This is a genomic window from Sphingomonas soli NBRC 100801, from assembly GCF_001591025.1.
Taxonomy (GTDB): Bacteria; Pseudomonadota; Alphaproteobacteria; order Sphingomonadales; family Sphingomonadaceae; genus Sphingomonas; species Sphingomonas soli.
Map to the genome: position 1 here is coordinate 274,891 of NZ_BCTZ01000004.1, position 21,295 is coordinate 296,185.

General features: G+C 64.9%; 17 protein-coding genes. 8 read left to right on the forward strand and 9 right to left on the reverse strand.

The window, feature by feature from the left end:
- Positions 1-13: 13 nt before the first annotated feature.
- Both bla and SSO01S_RS04880 read right to left on the reverse strand, forming a co-directional pair.
- Positions 14-916 carry a subclass B3 metallo-beta-lactamase gene (bla, locus tag SSO01S_RS04875; RefSeq protein ID WP_245646586.1) on the reverse strand — a complete coding sequence of 301 codons (903 nt, stop codon included), beginning with the start codon at positions 914-916 and terminating at the stop codon, positions 14-16.
- On the reverse strand, positions 867-2,975 hold the full coding sequence (locus SSO01S_RS04880; RefSeq protein ID WP_066796011.1) for a ComEC/Rec2 family competence protein: 2,109 nt from the start codon (positions 2,973-2,975) through the stop codon (positions 867-869). The genes bla and SSO01S_RS04880 overlap by 50 nt, the downstream gene beginning before the upstream one ends.
- A 78-nt stretch (positions 2,976-3,053) precedes the next feature.
- Here SSO01S_RS04880 and gltX point away from each other — a divergent pair, with 78 nt between their 5' ends.
- The 4 genes from gltX (at position 3,054) to SSO01S_RS04900 (ending at position 6,497) form a co-directional block, all read left to right on the forward strand.
- Positions 3,054-4,472 (forward strand): glutamate--tRNA ligase, encoded by a 1,419-nt coding sequence (gene gltX / locus SSO01S_RS04885; protein WP_066796013.1) that lies wholly within the window; start codon positions 3,054-3,056, stop codon positions 4,470-4,472.
- A 30-nt stretch (positions 4,473-4,502) separates the two neighbouring features.
- A complete protein-coding gene (locus SSO01S_RS04890) occupies positions 4,503-5,786 on the forward strand; it encodes a citrate synthase (protein WP_066796015.1) in 1,284 nt (427 codons plus the stop codon).
- A gap of 32 nt (positions 5,787-5,818) precedes the next feature.
- Positions 5,819-6,061, forward strand: a complete 243-nt coding sequence (locus SSO01S_RS04895) for a hypothetical protein (RefSeq protein ID WP_066796017.1) — start codon at positions 5,819-5,821, stop codon at positions 6,059-6,061.
- 115 nt (positions 6,062-6,176) lie between these two features.
- On the forward strand, positions 6,177-6,497 hold the full coding sequence (locus tag SSO01S_RS04900) for a hypothetical protein (protein ID WP_066796019.1): 321 nt from the start codon (positions 6,177-6,179) through the stop codon (positions 6,495-6,497).
- Positions 6,498-6,563: 66 nt separating this feature from the next.
- Here the strand turns inward: SSO01S_RS04900 and SSO01S_RS04905 are convergent, their stop codons facing one another.
- From SSO01S_RS04905 to SSO01S_RS04915, 3 genes are read right to left on the reverse strand one after another with little or no spacing between them, the layout of a single operon-like run.
- Positions 6,564-7,958 (reverse strand): sensor histidine kinase, encoded by a 1,395-nt coding sequence (locus tag SSO01S_RS04905; RefSeq protein ID WP_066796022.1) that lies wholly within the window; start codon positions 7,956-7,958, stop codon positions 6,564-6,566.
- Positions 7,955-9,058 (reverse strand): DUF2336 domain-containing protein, encoded by a 1,104-nt coding sequence (locus SSO01S_RS04910; RefSeq protein ID WP_066796025.1) that lies wholly within the window; start codon positions 9,056-9,058, stop codon positions 7,955-7,957. Before SSO01S_RS04910 ends, SSO01S_RS04905 begins: the two co-directional genes overlap by 4 nt.
- Positions 9,059-9,094: 36 nt before the next feature.
- The gene (locus tag SSO01S_RS04915; protein ID WP_066796028.1) at positions 9,095-10,270 is read right to left on the reverse strand and encodes a hypothetical protein; all 1,176 of its coding nucleotides are present in this window, start codon (positions 10,268-10,270) and stop codon (positions 9,095-9,097) included.
- A 125-nt stretch (positions 10,271-10,395) separates the two neighbouring features.
- On the opposite strand from SSO01S_RS04915, the gene SSO01S_RS04920 reads away from it, so the two are divergent.
- On the forward strand, positions 10,396-11,214 hold the full coding sequence (locus SSO01S_RS04920; protein WP_218000335.1) for a hypothetical protein: 819 nt from the start codon (positions 10,396-10,398) through the stop codon (positions 11,212-11,214).
- A 329-nt stretch (positions 11,215-11,543) separates the two neighbouring features.
- On the opposite strand, the gene SSO01S_RS04925 is transcribed toward SSO01S_RS04920, so the two are convergent.
- The 3 genes from SSO01S_RS04925 to SSO01S_RS04935 all read right to left on the reverse strand — a co-directional run bounded on the left by SSO01S_RS04925 (position 11,544) and on the right by SSO01S_RS04935 (position 15,690).
- The gene (locus SSO01S_RS04925; protein ID WP_066796031.1) at positions 11,544-12,740 is read right to left on the reverse strand and encodes an exo-beta-N-acetylmuramidase NamZ family protein; all 1,197 of its coding nucleotides are present in this window, start codon (positions 12,738-12,740) and stop codon (positions 11,544-11,546) included.
- A gap of 61 nt (positions 12,741-12,801) precedes the next feature.
- The gene (locus SSO01S_RS04930; RefSeq protein ID WP_066796034.1) at positions 12,802-13,296 is read right to left on the reverse strand and encodes a DOMON-like domain-containing protein; all 495 of its coding nucleotides are present in this window, start codon (positions 13,294-13,296) and stop codon (positions 12,802-12,804) included.
- Positions 13,297-13,386: 90 nt separating this feature from the next.
- Positions 13,387-15,690 carry a TonB-dependent receptor gene (locus SSO01S_RS04935; RefSeq protein WP_245646587.1) on the reverse strand — a complete coding sequence of 768 codons (2,304 nt, stop codon included), beginning with the start codon at positions 15,688-15,690 and terminating at the stop codon, positions 13,387-13,389.
- A 491-nt stretch (positions 15,691-16,181) separates the two neighbouring features.
- Here SSO01S_RS04935 and tyrS point away from each other — a divergent pair, with 491 nt between their 5' ends.
- The 3 genes from tyrS to SSO01S_RS04950 all read left to right on the forward strand — a co-directional run bounded on the left by tyrS (position 16,182) and on the right by SSO01S_RS04950 (position 19,104).
- On the forward strand, positions 16,182-17,399 hold the full coding sequence (gene tyrS / locus SSO01S_RS04940; protein WP_066796046.1) for a tyrosine--tRNA ligase: 1,218 nt from the start codon (positions 16,182-16,184) through the stop codon (positions 17,397-17,399).
- Positions 17,396-18,685 (forward strand): hypothetical protein, encoded by a 1,290-nt coding sequence (locus SSO01S_RS04945; RefSeq protein ID WP_157073641.1) that lies wholly within the window; start codon positions 17,396-17,398, stop codon positions 18,683-18,685. Before tyrS ends, SSO01S_RS04945 begins: the two co-directional genes overlap by 4 nt.
- A 107-nt stretch (positions 18,686-18,792) precedes the next feature.
- Positions 18,793-19,104 carry a PilZ domain-containing protein gene (locus SSO01S_RS04950; protein ID WP_066796048.1) on the forward strand — a complete coding sequence of 104 codons (312 nt, stop codon included), beginning with the start codon at positions 18,793-18,795 and terminating at the stop codon, positions 19,102-19,104.
- A gap of 100 nt (positions 19,105-19,204) precedes the next feature.
- Here the strand turns inward: SSO01S_RS04950 and recG are convergent, their stop codons facing one another.
- Entirely contained in the window at positions 19,205-21,256 is a 2,052-nt protein-coding gene (gene recG, locus SSO01S_RS04955; RefSeq protein WP_066796051.1) for an ATP-dependent DNA helicase RecG, read from the reverse strand.
- Positions 21,257-21,295: the final 39 nt, after the last annotated feature.

Genomic DNA, 21,295 nt, shown 5'->3' on the forward strand with positions numbered 1-21,295 from the left:
TGGAAATGCGAATTTACTGGCTTAGCTGCTTCGCAAGGTCGATTTCGAACGCAGCTTCGGCTGCGTCCACGCGCCGCTTGATTTCGCCCGGATCGACAAACGCATTCGCGTCGCCTGCCTTCAGTCGCGCCAGCTTTGCTTCCATATCAAAAACTTCGCCGTGAAAGCTCAGGAAAATATCAGCCGGCATCGCCCGCAATTTGGCAAAGGTCGCGCGGAAATCGCCGACCGCATTGTCATACCCCTCGCCCCTCCGCAAGGGCTGCCCCATCACCGTCATGCTGCCAGCGAACATGACATTGTACCCACCAGCGCGCATCGACCAACTGGTGCAGCCCTTGGTATGGCCCGGAGTCATATGGGCGGTGAGAACGGTGTCCCCGATCCGAATCTCCGTGCCTTCTTCGAGGATGCCGTCAACCGTCACCTTTGGCGCATGGCGCGGCGTCGGCGGGCGATAATCGAGCGTTCCGGCTTCCAGCCCAGGCTTGTCAGCCGCACTCGCCAGCAATCGGGCACCGGTCAGTTGCTTGAGTTGGGCTAGGCCGCCGCTGTGGTCCCAGTGGGCGTGGTTGACCATTAGGACTTTCACGTCGCGTAAGTGGAATCCCAGCTTTTCGATGTTTGCGGCGATCTGCGGCGCGCTTTCAGCTAGCGCTCCGTCAAGTAGAATATGTCCACTGGGGTCGGTGATGAGAAAGGCTGAGAGCTTGGCGGTGCCGACATAATAGATGTTACCGATGATCCGGAACGGCTCGGTGGGCTTGTTCCACGCGGCGCGGATCGCGTCCCAATCCTGTGCATTGGCTACGGGCGCGGTCAGAACCGTGGCCGCCAGAGCAAGCGCAATCCGTTTTACCATATAGCTATCTCTCCTTCGGCGGGGCGAATGACGGCTGAACCCGTAACGAGTCAATCCATGGATGCGACGAGCCGCGCCGAACCGTCGCCACGCGCCCGCTGGCAAAGTGGATCGCCACACCGCCGGTTCGCGCCAGCCCCGCGCGATCGAGCCTGAGCCAGCGCGGGGAGCATCCCGCAGGCAATCTGCGCTCGCTCACCACGATATCGGACGAGGCGCACAGCTGCATCATCTCGCGCCAGGGCACCAGATAGCCGCTCCGCGTGGCCGTCACACGCCAGACCCGCCTGCCCGAGCGATGCTCGATCACACACAGATCAGGGCTGCAACGCGCGTCAGGCGCTTCGCTCAGCGCCGCAAGCTCGTCATCTGCGCCGCTATTTTCGCCGAGCATCGAGCGGGTGTAATCGCCCGCCCGATCGCGCAGCAGCGCCATGCCGCCATCAGCAGTGCGGATCGCGAGATGGCGGCCGTCGCCGGTTACCAGCAGATCCGGCGGAGGTGTCAGCAAAGCCCAGACCGCGCCCGCGGCCAGCGGCAATCCGCCACCCCAGCGCAGGCGCGTCCGCCACAGAGCAATCCATAGCCCGCCCGCCAGCATCAGCGCGAAGGCACCATCGGGCATCGCAGGCAGCGACGCCACCGCGCCGGGCGCGGACGCGGCAAGGTGCGCGAGCCACAACAGGAATTGAAGGGACTTGGCGGTCAGCCACCAGAAGGGCGCGCCCAGCCCTGCGAGATCAAGCAGCAGCGCCAGCGCCTCCAGCGGCATGGTGACGAAGGTCGTCAGCGGGATCGCGACGATATTGGCGAGCGCGCCGTAAAGCCCCTGCTTGTGAAAATGATACATGCCAATCGGCATCAGCGCCAATTCGACCGCAACGCCGGTGAGCAGCAGCGACCCCATCGCGCGGCCCAGCCGCTTCGCCCAACCTTCCTCGCGGCGCGAGAACCAGCGCCGCACGCGCGGGCTTTCGTGCAGCGCGACGATCACGGTGACCGCGGCAAAGCTCAACTGGAAGCTCGGCCCGGCAAGCGATTCCGGCCAGAGCAGGAGCACGACCAGCGCCCCGGCCGCGACCAATCGCAGCGTAAGCGCCTCGCGCCCCACGCTGAGCGCCAGGAGCACCAGAAGCGACGCGACGCAGGATCGCACGGTGGGAACGTCCGCCCCGGTGAGCAGGGTGTAGCCGATCGCGGCGAGCGCCCCCGCTCCCGCCGCGACCAGCGGCAGCCGCCAGCGCAGCGCGAGCGCCGGGCTGAGCGACAACAGACGCAGCACCAGCAGCATCGCGGCCGCTGTCACTGCGGTGACGTGCAGCCCGCTCACCGACAGGAGATGCGCCAGCCCCGATCGCTGCATCGCTTCCGAATCGGCATCCGCGATCGCCCCGCGATCTCCCGTCGCCAGCGCACTTGCGATGCCGCCCGCGCTGCCGGGGATTTGCGCCTGGATATGCGCCGAAAGCCGCGCCCGCAGGTCCGCACCCGGGGCCGCGCCCGGCCGGATCACCTCTATTGGTGCAAACCCCTTCCCGGTCGCGCCCAGCTTCGCGAACCACGCGACCCGCGCGAAATCATATGCGCCGGGAACCGAAGGCGGTGGCGGCGGCATCAGCCGAGCGCTCAGCCGAATCAGCGCTCCCCGCGCGAGCCCCGCAGGCACATCGCCCTGGGCAAGATTGACGCGTACCCGTGGTGGCAGGTCCGCGCGGTCCAGATCGAGCGTGATCCGCACCATATCGCGCGCGGGCAAGCGTTCGACACGCTCCACCTGTCCCTGAAGCATCACCATCACCGGGCGGGCGAGTACCGGTGCCGCAACGCTGTCCGCGCGCCACCAGATCAATGCGCACCCGGCGCCCACCGCCACAGCTGCGACCGCCACAACCCGCGCTGTTCTGCCGTTTCCCGACATCGCGATCGCCCCGAGCGCGACCGCCCCGGCCGCCGCGATAAAGCCGGTCCACCGCGTCACATCGGGAAGGATGAACCATGCGGCGACTCCAACCCCCAGCATGACCGGCAGCCACAGGAATAATTGCTCGCGCTCGGCCTCCAGCCAGCGCTCAAGCCCTTCCCGCCCCTTCCGGAATCGCCGTCGCGCCCCCATTTGTAGGGAGGAAAACCCCGTGCTAGGGGCCTCGGCGGCTGAGACGGCCATCGATTTCAAGACTGGGAGCACGCGCGCGTGAGCGCAAACGAAGATACCGCCACGCCGGTCGTAACCCGCTTTGCCCCGTCGCCGACGGGCTTCCTGCACATCGGCGGCGCGCGCACCGCGCTGTTCAACCTGCTGTTCGCCCGCCATCACGGCGGCAAGTTCCTGCTGCGCATCGAGGATACCGATCGCGCGCGATCGACCCAGCCCGCGATCGACGCGATCCTGGACGGGATGCGCTGGCTCGAACTGGATTGGGACGGCGACGTCACCTATCAGTTCGCCCGCGCCGATCGCCACGCCGAGGTCGCGAACGCGATGGTCGAGAGCGGCGCGGCCTATCGCTGCTATCTGACGCAGGACGAGCTGGCCGCGATGCGCGAGGAAGCGCAGGCCGCCAAGAAGCCGCTGCGCATCCGATCGCCCTGGCGCGACAAGACCAACGAAGATGCAACCGCACCCTATGTGGTCCGCCTGAAGGCCCCCACCGAGGGTGCTACGACGATCCACGATCTCGTGCAGTGTGAGGTTACCGTGCAGAACAGCGAGATCGACGATCTGGTGCTGCTCCGCTCCGACGGGACGCCCACCTATATGCTGGCGGTAGTGGTCGACGATCATGACATGGGCGTGACCCATGTCATTCGCGGCGACGATCATCTGAACAACGCGTTCCGCCAATTGCCGATCTATCGCGCGATGGGCTGGCCCGAGCCAAAATATGCCCATATCCCGCTGATCCACGGATCGGACGGCGCCAAGCTTTCCAAGCGGCATGGCGCGCTGGGGGTGGATGCATATCGCGACGAGATGGGCCTGCTTCCCGAAGCTGTTTCCAACTATCTGCTCCGCCTGGGCTGGGGACATGGCGATGACGAGATCATCAGCCGCGAACAGGCGATCGAATGGTTCGACATCGAGGGCGTGGGCAAATCACCAAGCCGGTTCGATCAGAAGAAGCTGGAGAACCTGAACGGTCATTATATCCGCCAGACGGATGATGCGCGCCTGGCCAGTCTCGTCGCCGCTCGCCTGCCCTTCGAGACCAGCGAATCGCAGCAGGACCTTCTGCGCCGCAGCATGGCCGCATTGAAGCCACGCGCAGCCAATCTCCTAGAGTTGACCGATGGCGCGGCATTTCTGTTTCGCACTCGCCCACTGGAATTGGACGCCGATGCATCGGCTCTGCTAGGGGATGAGGCGCGGGCGCTTCTGTCCAGCTTGCATACCGCTCTTGACGCGGTGGCGGACTGGGATACGGAAGCGCTCGAAGCGGCGGTACGCGCTGTCGCGGAAGATGCGGGGGTAAAGCTGGGCCAGGTCGCGCAGCCGCTTCGTGCGGCGCTCGTCGGTCGCAAGACTTCGCCGGGCATTTTCGACGTTCTGGCTTTGCTGGGGCGCGACGAAAGCCTGGGCCGTATCGCTGATCAGATGACCGTTTCGGCCTGAGCGCCGAGAAGAGAATAAGGGACGACGAATATGAGCGACACCGCCAAGCTGCAGGTTCCGGGGAAAGAAGTTGAATACCCGATCCTTACAGGCAGCACGGGTCCCGACGTCGTCGATATTCGCAAGCTCTACGCCAACACCGGCATGTTCACCTATGATCCGGGCTTCACATCGACGGCGTCGTGCGAATCCGGCCTGACCTATATCGATGGCGACGAGGGCATTCTGCTGCATCGCGGCTATCCGATCGGCCAGCTCGCCGAGGAATCGTCGTTCATGGAGGTCAGCTACCTCCTGCTGAACGGCGAGCTGCCGAACAAGGAAGAGCTGGACAAGTTCACCTACACGATCAGCCGCCACACCATGCTGCACGAGCAGCTCGCCACCTTCTATCGCGGCTTCCGTCGCGATGCCCATCCGATGGCGGTGATGTGCGGCGTCGTCGGCGCGCTTTCGGCCTTTTATCACGATTCGACCGACATCACCGATCCCAAGCAGCGCATGATCGCGTCGCACCGCCTGATCGCCAAGATGCCGACGATCGCGGCGATGGCGTACAAGTACAGCGTCGGCCAGCCGTTCCTGTATCCGGACAATTCGCTGAGCTACACCGGCAATTTCCTGCGCATGACCTTTGGCGTCCCCGCCGAGGAATATGTGGTCAATCCGGTGGTGGAAAAGGCGCTCGACCGCATCTTCATCCTCCATGCCGATCACGAGCAGAACGCATCGACCTCGACCGTGCGCCTCGCCGGTTCGTCGGGCGCCAATCCGTTCGCGTGCATCGCGGCGGGCATCGCCTGCCTGTGGGGCCCGGCGCATGGCGGCGCGAACGAAGCGGCGCTCAACATGCTGCACGAGATCGGCACGCCCGATCGCATCCCCGAATTCATCGCCCGCGCGAAGGACAAGAACGATCCGTTCCGCCTGATGGGCTTCGGCCACCGCGTCTATAAGAATTATGATCCGCGCGCGACCGTGATGCAGAAGACGGTCCGCGAAGTCTTCAAGGAGCTGAACGTCACCGATCCGGTGTTTGAAGTCGCGCTCCAGCTTGAGGAAATGGCGCTCAACGATCCGTATTTCGTCGAGAAGAAGCTGTTCCCGAACGTCGATTTCTATTCGGGCATCATCCTTTCCGCGATCGGCTTCCCGACCACGATGTTCACCGCGCTCTTCGCGCTTGCCCGCACCGTCGGCTGGGTCGCGCAGTGGAACGAGATGATCTCCGATCCGGACCAGAAGATCGGCCGCCCGCGCCAGCTTTACACCGGCCCGGTGCAGCGCGATTATATCCCGGTCGACAAGCGCTGATCCGGGAGGATCTGGCGCATAGGGAGTAGCCGATGCGCCAGAACCTGCTGATCTTCGCCGGGCTTGCCGGCATAATCTTTGGCATATTGTTCATGCTGCAGGGCCTGGGCGTGGTGCGCTGGCCGGCGAGCAGCACGATGATCGACCAGCGCGTCTGGCTATGGCGCGGGCTGGCGCTTGCCGTTGCGGGGGCGATTCTGGTCGGCGGAGTCCGGCTCGTTCCCACCCGCGCCGAGCGCAAGGCGGCGAAGCGCGAGGGGCGGACGCTGGATTAGGGCGCGTCTCCGCTCGAAGATGAACATTGCAGAACAATCCGATTCAGCAACGCGACCGAATCGCTCTCTTATCCTCCAGGGCTTGCGGGGAATGAAGCCAAGAGGAGATTCGGAAATGCACTTCAAGAAACTGATCGCCGCCGCCGCGCTGGCTGTTGCCGGTATCGCCGGTTCCGCCACCACCGCCGCTGCGGCACCGGTCACGGCGGCGGGTGCGAGCGCCAGCGTGCTGACCGTGTCGGTCGCTGCCAGCGCGCAGGACTGGCGCCATCGCGACAATCGCCGCTGGGACCGCCGCAGCAATCGCGGATGGGATCGCGGCCGCTACAATCGCAGCCGCCACTATAATCGCGGGCGTCACTATAATCGCGGCAAGGTCTGCTGGACCGAATATCGCCGCTATCAGGGCCGCGTGACGGTCTGCCGTCGCCGCTAATGGCTGCACAGCCGCGCCGGGCGCTTGCGGGAAACCGCGGGCGCCCGGCGCTTGTTCGTCAGCAGATCAGGCGCGCAGCGGCAGGCTGAACACGAAGCGGGCGCCCTGCCCCGGCGCGCTATCGACGGTGAGGTCGCCGCCCATCGCGCGGGCGAGTCGGCGGGCAATATAGAGCCCCAGCCCGCTGCCACCCGGCTCGCTCATGTCGACCCGGCCGAATTTCTCGAAGATCTTCGCCTGGTCCTCCACGGCGATGCCCTTGCCCTGATCGGCGACGATCACATGCGCGCGGGCCTCGTCCTTCTCCAGCCGGATCCACACCTGCCCGCCCGGCGGCGAATAGCGCACGGCGTTGCCGATCAGATTGACCAGCACCTGGAGCGCGCGGCGGAATTCGCCGGTCACGGGCAATATCTCATAAGCGGCGGGGCGATCGATCCGCACTTCGCCCTCTGCCGCGCGCACCGAAAGCAGGCCCGCCGCGCGACGCGCGACATCGGCAAGGTCGATATTTTCGGGCTCGATCCTGAAATCCTCGCGCTCGATCGCCTGAAGATCGACCAGATCGTCGACAAGGCCCATCAGGTGCCGGGCGGCGCTGGCGATGTCCCCGGCATATTCGGCATAATCGGGCTTGAGCGGCCCTTCGGTCTGCGCGCTGATGCTGTCGGCATTGGCGATGATCCGGCCAAGCGGCGCACGCAGCGCGCGATCCAGCCGCTGGCTGAACGAATCCGGAAAGCCGCCAAAGGGCGCAGCGGGTGCCGGCAAGGGCGCATCGACCTTGGGCCGCGCCTCGCCATTATCCAGCATGTGCGCCGCGCCGACAAAGCCGGCGAACCGCCCGCCCGGATCGGCGCGCGGCGTGGCGTCGAGGCGCACCATCCGGCCGGTTCCGCGAATCTCGGCCTTCTGCCCGTCGAACCGCGCCTGTGCCGCGACCGCGCTCAGGATCGGCATGTTGCCGCTTTCGTCCTGTTCCAGACTGAACAGGCGGGTGAGCGGCTGCCCCAGCATCGAGGAGGTGTCGAAGCCGTAGCGCGCGCCCGCCTCTATCGACAGGAAGGTGATCCGCAGCGAGGCATCGGTTTCCCACAGCCAATCGGCGGCCGAGCGGAAGAAGTCGCCGTCGCGTTCCGGGTCGCTCGCCACCGCGCGCCAGCCCGCCCGGGGACGCCATCCGCTGACTTCAAGCCGCACGCCGCCATCCTGTGGCTCGGCGCGGACCCATAGCTCCAGATCGTCATCGCCATCGGCGGCAATCACGTTGCGCGAGATCGCGATGCCCAGCCGCTGCGAGAGGCGCGCGAGCGTGGCGATCTGCGGCACCGCGAGCGGCGCGCCGATCGAACCGCCGGCGCGCTGGTTCAGCTCGAACAGGCGAGACTCCGCGTCGCGCAGCCTGCCCTCCGCGTCGAGCGTGCCGATCGCCAGCGGCATCGAGAAATCTATCGCATTCATTCCGGTGAAGCAGAACGTTGGAGAGCGACAACAGCCGCACGATAATCGGGATGAAGCTTGAGCGGTGCAAGCGCCTCGCGCGCAGCCTGTGCGCTCACCTGCGTGATCGTATCGAGCGTGTCGGCAAAATCCTCGAGGTCGCGGCGCGGATCCGCCTCGCACAGCGCATAGCCGATCTGCGCGATCGTCTCGCGGCCAAGATCGAGCGCACGCAGCGACAGCCACAGCCTCTCCGCACGGGGATCAAGCACGATGTCGCGCGCCAACGTATAGGGCACTCCCAACGCATGACCGAGCAGAGCGATGAACAACACGATCCGCTTGTCTGCCAACGACTCCACCAGCAGCCCGGACAATTCCTGGGGCTGCGCATCAATGGCGGCGGCAAAGCGCATTGCCGTCGCTTCCAGCCGATCGCCTTCGTCATACGCCGCGAGGCTCCGCTGCGCCGCTTCGCTCAAGGCCATGTCCAGTGCATCGCCACCTTCGCCCACACGCTCCCGTAGCGCGGCGGCGACCCACCATACCAGCCGGTGGTGGAGCTCCGCGGGCAGATCGGTTCGCGTGAATTGTCCCGTATCGGGACTTGTCCTACGACGACTTCCGGCAATCAAGACCGCCATCGCGCCCGCCGCGACGACGCGATCCGGATGCTGGACGAATCGATTGATCAGGCTCGGGCGCTCGGGATCATCGGGCGCGTGCATCGGCAAAGCCGCGCCCAGCAGCTCCTGGCGCACCCGTGCGATCAATTCGACCATCAGATCAGGATCACGAAGCAGCCCCGATTGCACCAGCCGCGCGAAAATCGAAGTGGGATCGTTGAGCGCAATCACAAGGCGCGATTCGCCGCGCCCGTGGAGCAGGCGCACGGCATGTTCGCGCACCTCGCCCTCCACCGTCTCCACCAATCCGCGCAGCAGCCCGGCCAGGCCAGATCGCGTGCGCTCATCCAGCCGGCAATCCTCGGGCAGGAAGAAATCGTCGATCGCCACGGTCAAGCCGCGATAGGCGCGCACCTCCGCAGCGGCCGCGCGAGCAAGCAGCCTTTCTGCGCCGGCAGCCAGGCTGTCACGCGGTTCGGTGGGATTATCCGACATGCATCGGACCCTAGCGGAACTGTCCTTAAGAGGAAGCTAAGCCTTTTCGCGCGTGGCCTCAACAGCGGCGGCCAATGTCACGAACGCATATACGGCGATTGCGGCGATTCCATATTCGGTGAAACCCGCCAGCGCGAAGGGCGTGAGCAGCAGCAGATGCGCCGAAGGACTCGCCCACCAGCGGCGATGCCGGACCTGCACGCGCTCGATCAACACCTGAGCGCCTAGCCCGAACGCGCCGCACACCATTGGCGTCCAGCTGAACAGGCGCGCATGCCCCACCCAGCCGCAGAGCAACACGACAGCCCCGAACAGCACCAGGATCGCCCATTCGAGCGCTCGCCCGCGCGCTTCCTCGCCACGCAGCGCGGCCATCGCCGATCCCGTCGCCAGCGTTGCCGCCGCGACGAGCGAGCCGACCAGACCCGCACCTTCCCACTCCATCGCCACCGCCGTTAGCGAAAGCAGCGAAAGCAGCCCCGCCGCGACCATCAGCACCCATCCGCCGATGTTGCGGCCAACCAGTTCGGGCAGGACGGCGCGGGCGATGCGCGTGAACACCCAGCGATCCGCCCAATCGACGCGCCGCTCGGTAAGCACCGCGAGCAGGCCGGTGTTGCGCGCCGCAAGCCCCTCCGCGCTTCGCTCGACGGAATGGCCGCCGCGCAGCCAGCTCGCGCTCAGCGGTACATGCTCGGCGCTCGATTGTGCCGCAATCCGCAGCAGCGCCGACTGGAAATCATAATCCTCTGGCATCTGCGCGATCTGGCCAAGCTGCTCGACCGAGATGCGCGCGATGCCGGCCCAACTGTCGCGCATGTCGAGCCGCTCGATCGCCGCAGGCGAATCGGCATCGTCGGTGACTAGCAGCGCCTCGCCGCCCTCAGCCGCCATGCGATCCATCACCGGATCGGTCGTTACCAGCCCATCAGCAATCACCAGCACGCGGGCGCGGTGATCGAATTTCTCCGCAGCTTCCTCCGCCGATCGCACGACTTCTACCATCGGATGCTTCTTGGTCGCGCGGTTAACCGAGGTGAGTAATTGCGGGGTCATCTTGCCCACCGCGATCAGGATCTTCTCGGCCCCTGCCCCCACCAGCAGCCGCACCTGATATTCGAGCAATGTCATGCCACCGAACGGCAGGGTGGCGACAAGCGTCCCCGGCCGGTCGGTCGCTTCCTCAACAGCAAAAATCAGGCCCGCGAACATGATATGTTGGTTAGGCAATTCGCAGAAACAGCGCAAACGCGCGTTGGTCGAAATTTCGGCGCAAGTGAATTTTCCCGTGACCAAGATCTGCGATTATGCGCAGATACAGATACGGGGAGAGACCAATGGCAACTGTAGCAGACTCGATCGGCACCGCGCGCCGGACTGGCGGTTTCACGGCATTCGCGGATCGATGGATTTACGTCTTCATGGCGGCGCTGTTCATCGCGACCGTGTTCGCGGGATTCATTCCCGATTCTATCGGCAAGATGGATGCCGTCGCCGCGGGCAAGCGCCCGCCCTTCCCGATGATCCTTCACGTCCATGCGGTGCTGATGGGAAGCTGGCTATTACTGCTGTTTACCCAGGCGCTGCTGATGGCGACCGGACGGTCCGGGCTTCACAAGCAGCTCGGCCTTACCGCGATGGTGCTCGCACCGGCTCTGATCATTGTCGGCTTCCTCCTCATCCCGGCAATAGACGGCCAGGTTATCGACGGCATACGCCATGGCCCGCCCGCAGTGGCCGAGGAACTGCGCAACGTGCTGCCGATCGTGCTCAACATCATGGCGATCCAGATCCGCGTAGGCGTGGTCTTCGCGATCCTGGTCGTGATCGGCCTTGCGGCGCGGCGTACCGATCCGGAAGCGCACAAGCGCCTGATGTTCCTGGCTACCTCTGCCGCTTTGCCCGCCGCCACCGATCGGATCACCTGGCTGCCCACCACCATGCCCGGATCGGCGCTCACCGTCGATCTGTGGCCGCTGTTCGTGATCGCACCGATGTTCCTGTGGGACCTCTATCGCCGGCGCGGCGTGCATCGCGCCTACTGGATCTGGCTTGCGGTCTCGCTGATCCCGGCGATCGCGATGCACGTCGCCTGGAACCAGCCCTGGTGGCACAAGGCAGCGCTGACGATGCTGGGCGCGCCGGAGCTGATCTGACGCGAACCAGCCGCATAAAATCCGTCATCCGCGCGAAAGCGGGGATCCAGGTTACAAGCGACTGCGCTCGTGGCTCTGGGTCCCCGCTTTCGCAGGGATGACGCCGGAAGCGCGGGCTGGCCGCGATTGGGTTGGGGCGCCGACCTTCCGCACGTCCACACCCGTCATCCCGGACTAGTTCCGGGATCCACCTGGCGGCACGCGATGGACAAGAGGCTCCAGCCTGAACACCCGCGGCCCCGTGGACCCCGGAACAGGTCCGGGGTGACAAAGATTCAAGGTCCGCAATGGGGTCGCTAGCCGACAGGCTGCTTTAATGAGCCCGCCCCCTAGTAAAGCAGGAAGGGCTGGCGCGCCTCGATCCATGCGGCCTCGTCCGGCGCGGCGATGGCGTCGAGGTCGCCCGCTGCGGATGCGGCGTCGTCGACCCATTCGCGCAGGCCGGGGCCGCCGTTGATCACGTCGATCGCGAGCTTGTCGAAGACATATTCGTACGGGAAATCGCGCCAGAGATCATAGTCTGGATACAGCGTGCGGATCGCTTTGAAGCCCGCCGCCTGAAGCCGCCAGGGCCGGAATGCGCCATGGTCATAAGCGGGGCCTTCGGCGTGGATGAACACGCCCGAACAAAGCTGCCCCACATGCTTGTGGAAGGTGGGCTGGAACCAGAATTCGCGCAACGTGCACCCCGCCAGCCATTCGGGCGCGAGGCGTCGCATTTCGGCGATCACCGCACCGGCGTGGATATCGGGCGCGCCGAACAGCTCCAGCGGCCGCGTCGTCCCGCGCCCTTCGGAAAGCATGGTGCCCTCCAGCATCACCGTTCCGGCATAAGCGCGCGCCATGTTGACGTTGGCGGCGTTCGGGCTGGGATTGATCCAGGGGCGCTCTGGCGGCCAGCCATATCCGGGCGCGGCTTCGGGCTGCCAGCCCTCCATCGCGATCACGCGGTAGTCCACATCCAGCTTGAAGTGATGGATGAACCACGCGCCCATCTCGCCCAGCGTCATGCCGTGGCGCATCGGCATCGGCCCCGCGCCGACGAAACTCTCCCAGCCGGGCAGCAAGGTGAGCCCCTCGACGGGCCGCCCGGCGGGGTTTGGCCGATCGAGCACCCATACGCGCTTCCTATGCTCGGCCGCAGCCTCCAGCATGTAGAGCAGGGTCGTGACGAAGGTGTAGATGCGGCATCCGACATCCTGCAGATCGATCAGGATCGTATCGAACGTTCCCATGGATTGCCCGGAGGGGCGCCGCACTTCGCCATACAGGCTGAAGACGGGCATGCCGTACGTGGGATCGGTGAAGTCGGGCGACTCCATCATATTGTCCTGCAAATCGCCCCGAACGCCATGCTGCGGCCCGAACATCGCCGAGATATTGAGGCCCGCCGCGATCAGCGCGTCCACCGAATAGCGAAGGTCCGCCGTCACTGAAGCCGGGTGAGCGAGCAAGGCAACGCGCTGCCCCTTGAGCTGGCCGAGCAATGCGGGGTCCGCGAGCAGACGATCGATACCGAATTTCATGGCCGCTGAGGTGCCGGGACTTGGCACGGGAAGCAACCCCTTCGCGGGGCCAGATGCGCGCCTAAAGCGTCAGCGCGAAGCTGGCCGGAGCGTGGAAATCCGGCTGCTCGCCGCCGTGCGCGAGCGCCCAATAGGATTTGGTGCCGTCGGCTTCCTCGATCACGGCGGACAAGCCGACCTGCCAGGTCCCCTCCGGCAAGCCGCCCATATCCACCGTGACGCGAACCCCGTCCGCCAGCCGCTCGATCACGGGCGGGTCCAGCGGCGCCTGCTTCAACCCGCTGCGATACCCGTCCAGCGCGTAGGCCGCCCACGCCCCGGACGGCGCGAAATTGAATTCGAAATAGGCCTCACCGGCCACAGGCTTCACGAACAGCTCGAAACAGTTTGTCTGCCACAAACCATCGGTGCGCACGGCCGGCGCGGCAATTGCGGGCATCAACGGATCGCCCGCGACGCGCCAGCGCAACACGGTGCGCCCGCGGGCAATCGCCGCTTCAACCTCAATGTTCTCGATCGCCCTTGGCGGAAAAGCGGGGTGCGGGATCAGCTCCATCCCGGCCAGCTAACGATTTGTGCCGCAGATGCCAAATGGCGGCGAGCAACGCCCCCCGCGCCGCTCGCCGCCATAGTCCGGATCGTCAGTTCAGAACGATGCCCCGACCTGCACATACCAGCTGCGCGGACGGGCGAACATGCGCTCGGCATAGCCCAGCGTCGCGAGCGACGCATTGCCCTGGATCAAGTAGCGCGAATCCAGCAGGTTGGTGACACCGCCGCTCACTTCCAGGCCGTTGCTCAGCTTGAGCGTCAGCGAGGCGTTTCCGACGAAATAGCCATCTTCCTCGATCTGGGGGATGCTTCCGGTGATGAACGTGATCTTGGAAGTGTAGCTGCCATCCACGCGCGGAGTCAGCGTCGCATCGCCGCCGAGCGGGATCGCGTAGCTGATCCCGAAATTGGCCTGCATATCGGGCGTGAAGGGCAGATCGTCAGCCGGCGTCACGGTCGCGGTCGCTCCGGGGATCGGGGTAACCGTCTTGATCTTGTCGTCGAGCACGCTGAGCCCGGCATCGAAGGTCAGGCCCCATGGCGAACGATAGCTGGCTTCCGCTTCGAGCCCGCGGATGCGCGCCTCACCCGCGTTGAACAGCAGCGGAACCACGCCCTGGCGGAAGATCAGCTGGATATCGTCATATTGCGCTTCGAACGCCGCGAAATTCAGCCGCAGGCGGCCGATATTGGTCTTCGCGCCGATTTCGTAGCTGGTGACGCTTTCCTGCGCGAACGCCACGGGATTATTGTCAACCGTTGCAGCATTATAGCGCGTATTATAACCACCCGATTTGAAGCTGCGCGAGTAAGACGCATAGGTGCTGATCGCGTCGCTCCAGCGATATTGCAGGCTGGCCGATCCGGTCAGCGCAGCGAAATCACGCTGATAGGGCTTGTTGAAGATGAACAGCGGTCCGCCCTGCGTGCTCGCAAGCGTGGGGAGCGGGTTCGGATCCGGCAGGTTTGCGTTGATCAGGTTCAGCACCGTGCCCTGATAGCGCTTGCGATCCGAAGTGTAGCGAAGCCCGCCGCTCAGCTCGAGATTGGGCGCCGGCTTCCAGGTGACTTCGCCAAAGGCTGCGACCGAATCCGTCTTCAGATTGGAAAGCTGGAGATCGCGCGATCCGGGGCCGCCCGCGAGAAGCGAGTTGATCACCGGCGGCGCGGGCGGGAATGCCAGCGGCACCGTCGCACGTTCGCTGGTCTTCTCGTTGAAGAAATAGCCGCCCAGGATCGCGCTTACCGAACCATAATCGAGCTGGAGCTGCACTTCCTGGCTGAACTGCGAGGATTGCGCCGCCACGTCGGTGGTGATCAGCAGGAGCGGAGTGTTGTCGCCATCGCGAATGCCGCGCGAGGTGGTTTCGCGATAAGCGGAAATCAGCTTGATCGTGGCATGCTCGGTCAGGTTGATCCGGGCCGTTCCGCCGACGCCCCACACTTCGGACGTGCTCATGACCGGCGCCGTACCGCCGTTGACGAAATCGCCCTTCGCCTGGAAATCATTGGCGCAGCGAGGATCGTTGATCATCGGAACGTTGGGCGGGCCGAGCCGCGGATCGCCGGCCGGCAGCACGAACGGAATGGTCGCGCCTGGGCACCCGGCAGCTACCGAGGCGATTGCCGCGACCGGGGCCTGTTCGTTCACGCCTGCGAACACGAACGGCGCACCATGCTCGTCCTGCTTGCTGTAATCGGCGCGGATCACCAGATCGAAATCGCTCGACGGCTCCCATTTGAGCGAGCCGGCAAGCGAATAGCGGTTCTCATTGCCCAGATCGAGGCGATCGGCGGCGCGGATGACATAGCCGTCGCGCTTGCGGAACCCGCCGGACACGCGCGCCGCCACCGTATCGCCGATCGGCAGGTTCACCGCGGCAAACCCTTCGAGCAGATTGTCACCGCCCGCCCGAACGCGCGCGCGGCCGCTCAGCACGCCCAGTTCGGGCTGGCGCGTGCGCACGAGGATCGCGCCGCCGATGGTGTTGCGCCCGAACAGCGTGCCCTGCGGACCGCGCAGCACTTCCACGCCGGCAATATCGCCGAAATCGATCGCGCCACCCACGGCCCGGCCGAGATAGACTTCATCGAGGTACACGCCCACGCCGGGATCGACGGCTGCGGTCGGATCGACCTGCCCGACGCCGCGAATGAAGACGACCGAGGAGGCGGTGTTGCCCGAAAGCTGGCCTGCGGGCTTGAACTGAAGGCTGGGCGTGACGCGCTCGAGATCCTGGGTCTGGGTGATCTGGCGGACTTCGAGCATCTCGGCGCTGAAGGCCGTGATGGCGACGGGCGTATCCTGGAGATTTTCTTCACGGCGGCGTGCCGAGACGACGATCTCGTCCTCGCTGCCCGCTTGCGCCACAGGCTGGGCCGGCGCGTCCTGCGCCATGGCAGGCAACGCTGTCAGCGAAGCGCCCAAAACGATCACACTGCATGCACACGCCAAGCGCGTCCGAACATTAAAGGCCATTTGCCCCTCCTCATTTCGGGGCATCTCGGCGCCCCTGTTAATTTGTCGGACTTAAATGCGCTCCCCCTTCGGAAGTCAATAACTGTTATATGGCAAATCATATTTTTTGGCACAAAGCGCGATAGCGTAACTATCGGGCAACAGTTTTGAGCTGCCGCGGCCAAATCCAACGCTTTGTCCGGGCCAGTCAGCGCGAGCTGGAGGCAAGGCACTGCCTATAATATTTTGGATTTTTTGCTTCCATGAGACGCCTATCCCTGTGGCGCAGGTCATGATTTTCTTGGCTGTGGCGGAGCGAACCCGGCAAGTTCGAGCATTTAAGGCGGGCCAGCCCCCTCGCCCCCCGATCGGGACGGAATAAGGCTGCCGGGGATGACGCGGCGGCGGGCATTGGCTACACGGCGCGCACTATGACCGAATACAGCTCCGATCTGCTCCGCACCCTCTCCTCGCGCGGATACATCCACCAGGTGACCGACACCGCCGCGCTCGATGCGCTCGCCAGCAAGCAGATCGTGCCCGCTTATATCGGTTTCGACCCCACCGCGCCTTCGCTCCATGTCGGCAGCCTGGTGCAGATCATGTTGCTCCGCCGCATCCAGCAGTCTGGCCACAAGCCGATCGTCCTGATGGGCGGAGGCACCGGAAAGGTGGGCGACCCGAGCTTCAAGGACGAAGCGCGCAAGCTGATGACCGAGGATGTGATCAAGGCGAACATCACCTCGATCAAGAAGGTGTTCGAGCCGTTCCTCACCTTTGGCGACGGACCCACGGACGCGATCATGCTCGACAATGCCGATTGGCTCGACAAGCTCGAATATCTGCCGTTCCTGCGCGATTACGGCCAGCATTTCTCGGTCAACCGGATGCTGAGCTTCGATTCGGTCAAGCTGCGGCTCGATCGCGAACAGTCGCTCAGCTTCCTCGAATTCAACTACATGATCCTTCAGGCCTATGACTTTCTGGAACTGTCACGCCGCCACGCCTGCCGCCTCCAGCTCGGCGGATCGGATCAGTGGGGCAATATCGTCAACGGAATCGAGCTTTCTCGCCGCTGCGACGGCACCGAAGTCTATGGCATCACCACCCCGCTGATCACCACGGCGGATGGCGGCAAGATGGGCAAGACCATGTCCGGCGCGGTATGGCTCAACCCTGATCAGCTCTCGCACTATGATTACTGGCAGTTCTGGCGGAACACCGACGATCGCGACGTGGGCAAGTTCCTGCGGCTGTTCACCGATCTACCGCTGGACGAGATCGAGCGTCTCGAAAAGCTCGAAGGCGCCGAGATCAACGAGGCAAAGAAGGTGCTGGCCAACGAAGCGACGGCGATGTGCCGTGGCCGTGCGGGTGCCGAAGAAGCTGCGGAAACGGCGCGCAAGCTGTTCGAGGAAGGTTCGGCAGGTGGCGCATTGCCCACGCTTGCCGTGGCCCCCGAAGGCATCAGCATCATCCAGGCGAATGTCGCGCTGGGCTTTGCCTCCTCCAACAAGGAAGTGAAGCGCAAGATCGAGGAAGGCGCGATCCGCGTGAACGACGAAAAGGTCGCAAGCGCCGATCTGATCGTCAAGCCGGGCGACAAGATCAGCTTCGGCGCAAAGAAACATGGAGTCCTGACCCTGTGATCCGTCGCGCGCTGTTGCTGGCCCTCGCCCCCCTCGTACTGGCGGCGACGCCGGCCGCAGCGCAGCGATCCTTGCTCGACGGCATTGCGATCGATTACGTCAAACTGACGCTGGAGATTGGCGAGCGCGAACCCGGCTATGTCGACGCGTATTTCGGCCCGCCCGAGATGGCGACGGCGGCCAAGGCCAATCCCCGCGACGTGAAGGCGCTGTCCGCCGCAGCAGCCGCGCTCACGGCCAAGCTGACGGCGATCGAGCCGTCAATCCTTCACCCCACCGAACAGCGCCGCCGCGCCTATCTGCTCGGCCAGCTCAAGGCCGCGGAGACCCGGCTGGCGATGCTTCAGGGCAAGAAGTTCAAGTTCGTGGACGAGGCCGAAGCGCTGTTCGGCGTGCGCCCGGTACTCAAGCCGCTGGCCGAATATGACGCGGCACTGGCGCAGCTCGACAAGATGCTCCCCGGCCCTGGCCCGCTCGCCGCGCGGGTGGCCGCCGAAGCCGGCGGGTTCGTGATCCCCACAGACAAGGCCGATGCGGTGATGCGTGCAGCGATCGCGGAATGCCGCGCGCGCACCTTCAAGCATGTCACCCTACCGGCGAAGGAGCGGTTCGATCTGGAATTCGTGAAGAACCAGCCCTGGGGCGGCTATAACTGGTTCAAGGGCGACACCCACAGCCTTATCCAGATCAACACCGATCTGCCGGTCACCATCAGCCGCGCGATCGATCTGGGCTGCCACGAAGGCTATCCGGGGCACCACACCTATATGTCGCGGCTTGAAGAGAAGCTCGTCAATGGTCGTGGCTGGATCGAATTCTCGGTCTATCCGCTCTACAGCCCGCAAAGCTTCATTGCCGAGGGATCGGCAAATGCGGGCATCAAGCTGGCCTTCCCGGGCGACGAGCAGGCCGAATTCGAAGCGAAGACGCTCTATCCGCTCGCGGGGATCGCTCCGTCAAAGGCGGTGAAGCATGACGCGGTGCTCAAGGCGCTGGAGGAGCTGAAGGGCGCCTCTGTCACGATCCAGCAAATGTATCTCGACGGCGAGATCGACCGGGCCAAAGCGGTTGAACTGCTCGGCAAATATGCGCTGTCGAGCCCCGAGGGTGCCGCCAAGTCGCTCGACTTCGCCGACCGCTATCGTAGCTATGTGATCAACTATGGGCTGGGCGCGGAGATGATCACCCAGGCGCTCGAAGCGGGCGGGGCCGACGAGAAGACCCGGTGGGAGCGGATGGTGCTGATCCTGTCCGAACCGACGGTTCCGGCTGATTTGGCCCGGTAAGCCACTGAAACTTGATATTAAACATCTTCATTGTAGCGGAATTCACGCCAGCCTGCTCAATATGAGTAGCTAACCTCGAGTGTATGAGGGCGTGTGTGAGTGCTGGAATGAATAGCCTGGCGTTTGCCGATGTGCGTCGCGAAGGCCGTGACGATGTCCACTATCGAGCCCGCGCGTTCGGCCCGGACGCAAAGCTGCACACGTTCCTGATCGTCAACATATCGTCGCACGGGCTGATGGCGCGCTGCGATGCCTGTTTCGATGTCGGAGACCGCGTGCGTATCCAGATGCCCGTGGTCGGCGCGATGGTTGCGGAGGTCCGCTGGGCATTGGGAGGGCGGCTGGGCGCCGAGTTTGAAACCCCCATGGATCTCGCCAGCTATTACGAGCTCATCGCCGCGATGATGCGCGCCAAATAGCCCAGAGCTTGATCCATCGGGATTGATTAGAATCGCTATCGCTTGGCAACCCTGGGTTCTGCTTTCGCGGGAGACGGTTAGGGATGCCGGCATCTTCTCCCTAGCCGGCGCGGAGCAGCCCGACGGCGGCATCGCGTTCGAACAGGTATAGCGCCAGTCGCGCTGCCTGACCGCGCTCGCTCTTCAACGCACGGTCCTGATCCTCCAGCAGACGGGCATCGGCATTGGCTGCGGCGATCAGCGCGGCCAGACTGTCGGGCGTCGCGAGCCGGAAGGTTTGCTCCCCAGACTGGCGCGTGCCCAGCAATTCGCCCGCACCGCGCAATTCCAGGTCGCGTTCGGCGATCAGGAAGCCATCTGTCGTGTCGCGCATCAGCCCCAGCCGAGCGCGTGAGGTTTCGCTGAGCCCGCTGCCGCGCAACAGGATGCAGTGCGATTGCCCCCCGCCCCGCCCAACGCGCCCGCGCAGCTGGTGAAGCTGGGCCAGACCGAAGCGATCGGCATGCTCGATCACGATGAGCGTCGCGTTGGGCACGTCGACGCCGACCTCGATAACGGTGGTCGCCACCAGCACGCCCAGTTCCCCCGCCGCGAAGCGCGCCATCACCGCGTCCTTCTCCGGCCCCTTCATCCGGCCATGGACGAGACCGACCTTGTCGCCGAACCGCGCCGTAAGCTTGGCCGCACGATCTTCGGCAGCGGCGAGATCGGTCTTCTCGCTCTCCTCGACCAGCGGGCAGACCCAATAGGCCTGCTTTCCCGCCGCCAGATGCCTGCCGAGCCCATCGATCACCGCGTCGAGCTTGTCCTCAGAGATCACCGTCGTCTGGATAGGCTCGCGGCCCGGCGGCATCTCGTCGAGCCGGCTCACGTCCATCTCGCCATGGCTGGCTAGCTGCAGCGTGCGGGGAATCGGCGTCGCGGTCATCACCAGCAGATGCGGCGGGACCTGCGCCTTGGCCTGGAGCATCATGCGCTCGGCCACGCCGAAGCGATGCTGCTCATCGACCACGACCAGCCCGAGATCGCGATATTGGACGCCCTGCTGGAAGATCGCATGCGTACCGATCAGAATGTCGATCTCGCCCGATGCGACGCCCATCAAGGTCGCTTCGCGGACCTTGCCCTTGTCGCGCCCGGTAAGGATCGCGATGCGTACATCGAGCCCGGCGAGCATCCGCCCGAGATTTTCGAAATGCTGCCGCGCGAGAATCTCGGTCGGCGCCAGCAGCGCGCCTTGTGCACCCGCCTCCGCGGCTACCAGAAGCGCCATCAGCGCCACCAGCGTCTTGCCCGAGCCGACATCGCCCTGAAGCAGGCGCAGCATCGGCTGGGTCTGCGCCATGTCGCCCTCGATCTCGCCCATCGTCCGCGCCTGCGCACGGGTGGGGGCATAAGGCAGCTTCAGCGCGTTGCGCAGCCGCCCGTCGCCCTGCAACGCCCGCCCGCGCTTCGCCCGCGCCTCGCCGCGCACGAGCAATAGCGCGAGCTGGTTGGCGAACACCTCGTCATAGGCCAGCCGCTCACGCGCCTTGGCATCGGCGGGGTCGGCATGGATGCGCACCAGCGCCTCGCGCCAGTTTGGCCAGCCATGGCGCGCCTTCAGGCTGGGCTCGATCCATTCGGGCAATTCGGGCGCACGCTCGATCGCCTGATCGACGAAGCCGGCGATCCGCTTCGATGTGATCCCTTCCGAGAGCGGATATACGGCCTCGCGCCCGCCGGACTCGGCTGTCTCCGAGACTTCGGGATGCACGATCTGCAAGTCCTGGCCATATTGATCGAGCCGCCCCGAGACCCAGCGCTTCTCGTTCAAAGGGAGCAGCTTTTTGGCCCAGCCGGAATTTCCGCCGAAGAATACCAGCGAGACGTGATTGCCGTGCGCGTCCACCGCCTGAACGCGGGCAGGCGCACGCGCGCTGCCGCCGAAGCGATAGCTGGCAGCGGTGAGCTGGATCACGATCGTGCGCCCGACATCGGCCTGCATCAGCTCGTCGCGCGGCAACCGGTCGATGAAACCGGTGGGCAAATGAAACGCGACATCCACCACGCGCGCCAGCCCTAGCCGCTCCAGCGGCTTGGCGAGCCCGGCGCCAATGCCTTTCAGCGCGGTCACCTCCGCGAACAGTGGATTGAGAATTTCGGGCCGCATGACTATCTGCCGCCCTACACCGTGCCGACGGACGCTCAA

Excerpts from the sequence above, each read along its gene's own strand:
- SSO01S_RS04880 (WP_066796011.1), bottom strand. The coding sequence starts at position 2,975 with ATGGGGGCGCGACGGCGATTCCGGAAGGGGCGGGAAGGGCTTGAGCGC.
- SSO01S_RS04890 (WP_066796015.1), top strand. The coding sequence starts at position 4,503 with ATGAGCGACACCGCCAAGCTGCAGGTTCCGGGGAAAGAAGTTGAATAC.
- SSO01S_RS04895 (WP_066796017.1), top strand. The coding sequence starts at position 5,819 with ATGCGCCAGAACCTGCTGATCTTCGCCGGGCTTGCCGGCATAATCTTT.
- SSO01S_RS04900 (WP_066796019.1), top strand. The coding sequence starts at position 6,177 with ATGCACTTCAAGAAACTGATCGCCGCCGCCGCGCTGGCTGTTGCCGGT.
- SSO01S_RS04905 (WP_066796022.1), bottom strand. The coding sequence starts at position 7,958 with ATGAATGCGATAGATTTCTCGATGCCGCTGGCGATCGGCACGCTCGAC.
- SSO01S_RS04910 (WP_066796025.1), bottom strand. The coding sequence starts at position 9,058 with ATGTCGGATAATCCCACCGAACCGCGTGACAGCCTGGCTGCCGGCGCA.
- SSO01S_RS04915 (WP_066796028.1), bottom strand. The coding sequence starts at position 10,270 with ATGTTCGCGGGCCTGATTTTTGCTGTTGAGGAAGCGACCGACCGGCCG.
- SSO01S_RS04920 (WP_218000335.1), top strand. The coding sequence starts at position 10,396 with ATGGCAACTGTAGCAGACTCGATCGGCACCGCGCGCCGGACTGGCGGT.
- SSO01S_RS04925 (WP_066796031.1), bottom strand. The coding sequence starts at position 12,740 with ATGAAATTCGGTATCGATCGTCTGCTCGCGGACCCCGCATTGCTCGGC.
- SSO01S_RS04930 (WP_066796034.1), bottom strand. The coding sequence starts at position 13,296 with ATGGAGCTGATCCCGCACCCCGCTTTTCCGCCAAGGGCGATCGAGAAC.
- SSO01S_RS04935 (WP_245646587.1), bottom strand. The coding sequence starts at position 15,690 with ATGGCGCAGGACGCGCCGGCCCAGCCTGTGGCGCAAGCGGGCAGCGAG.
- tyrS (WP_066796046.1), top strand. The coding sequence starts at position 16,182 with ATGACCGAATACAGCTCCGATCTGCTCCGCACCCTCTCCTCGCGCGGA.
- SSO01S_RS04950 (WP_066796048.1), top strand. The coding sequence starts at position 18,793 with ATGAATAGCCTGGCGTTTGCCGATGTGCGTCGCGAAGGCCGTGACGAT.
- recG (WP_066796051.1), bottom strand. The coding sequence starts at position 21,256 with ATGCGGCCCGAAATTCTCAATCCACTGTTCGCGGAGGTGACCGCGCTG.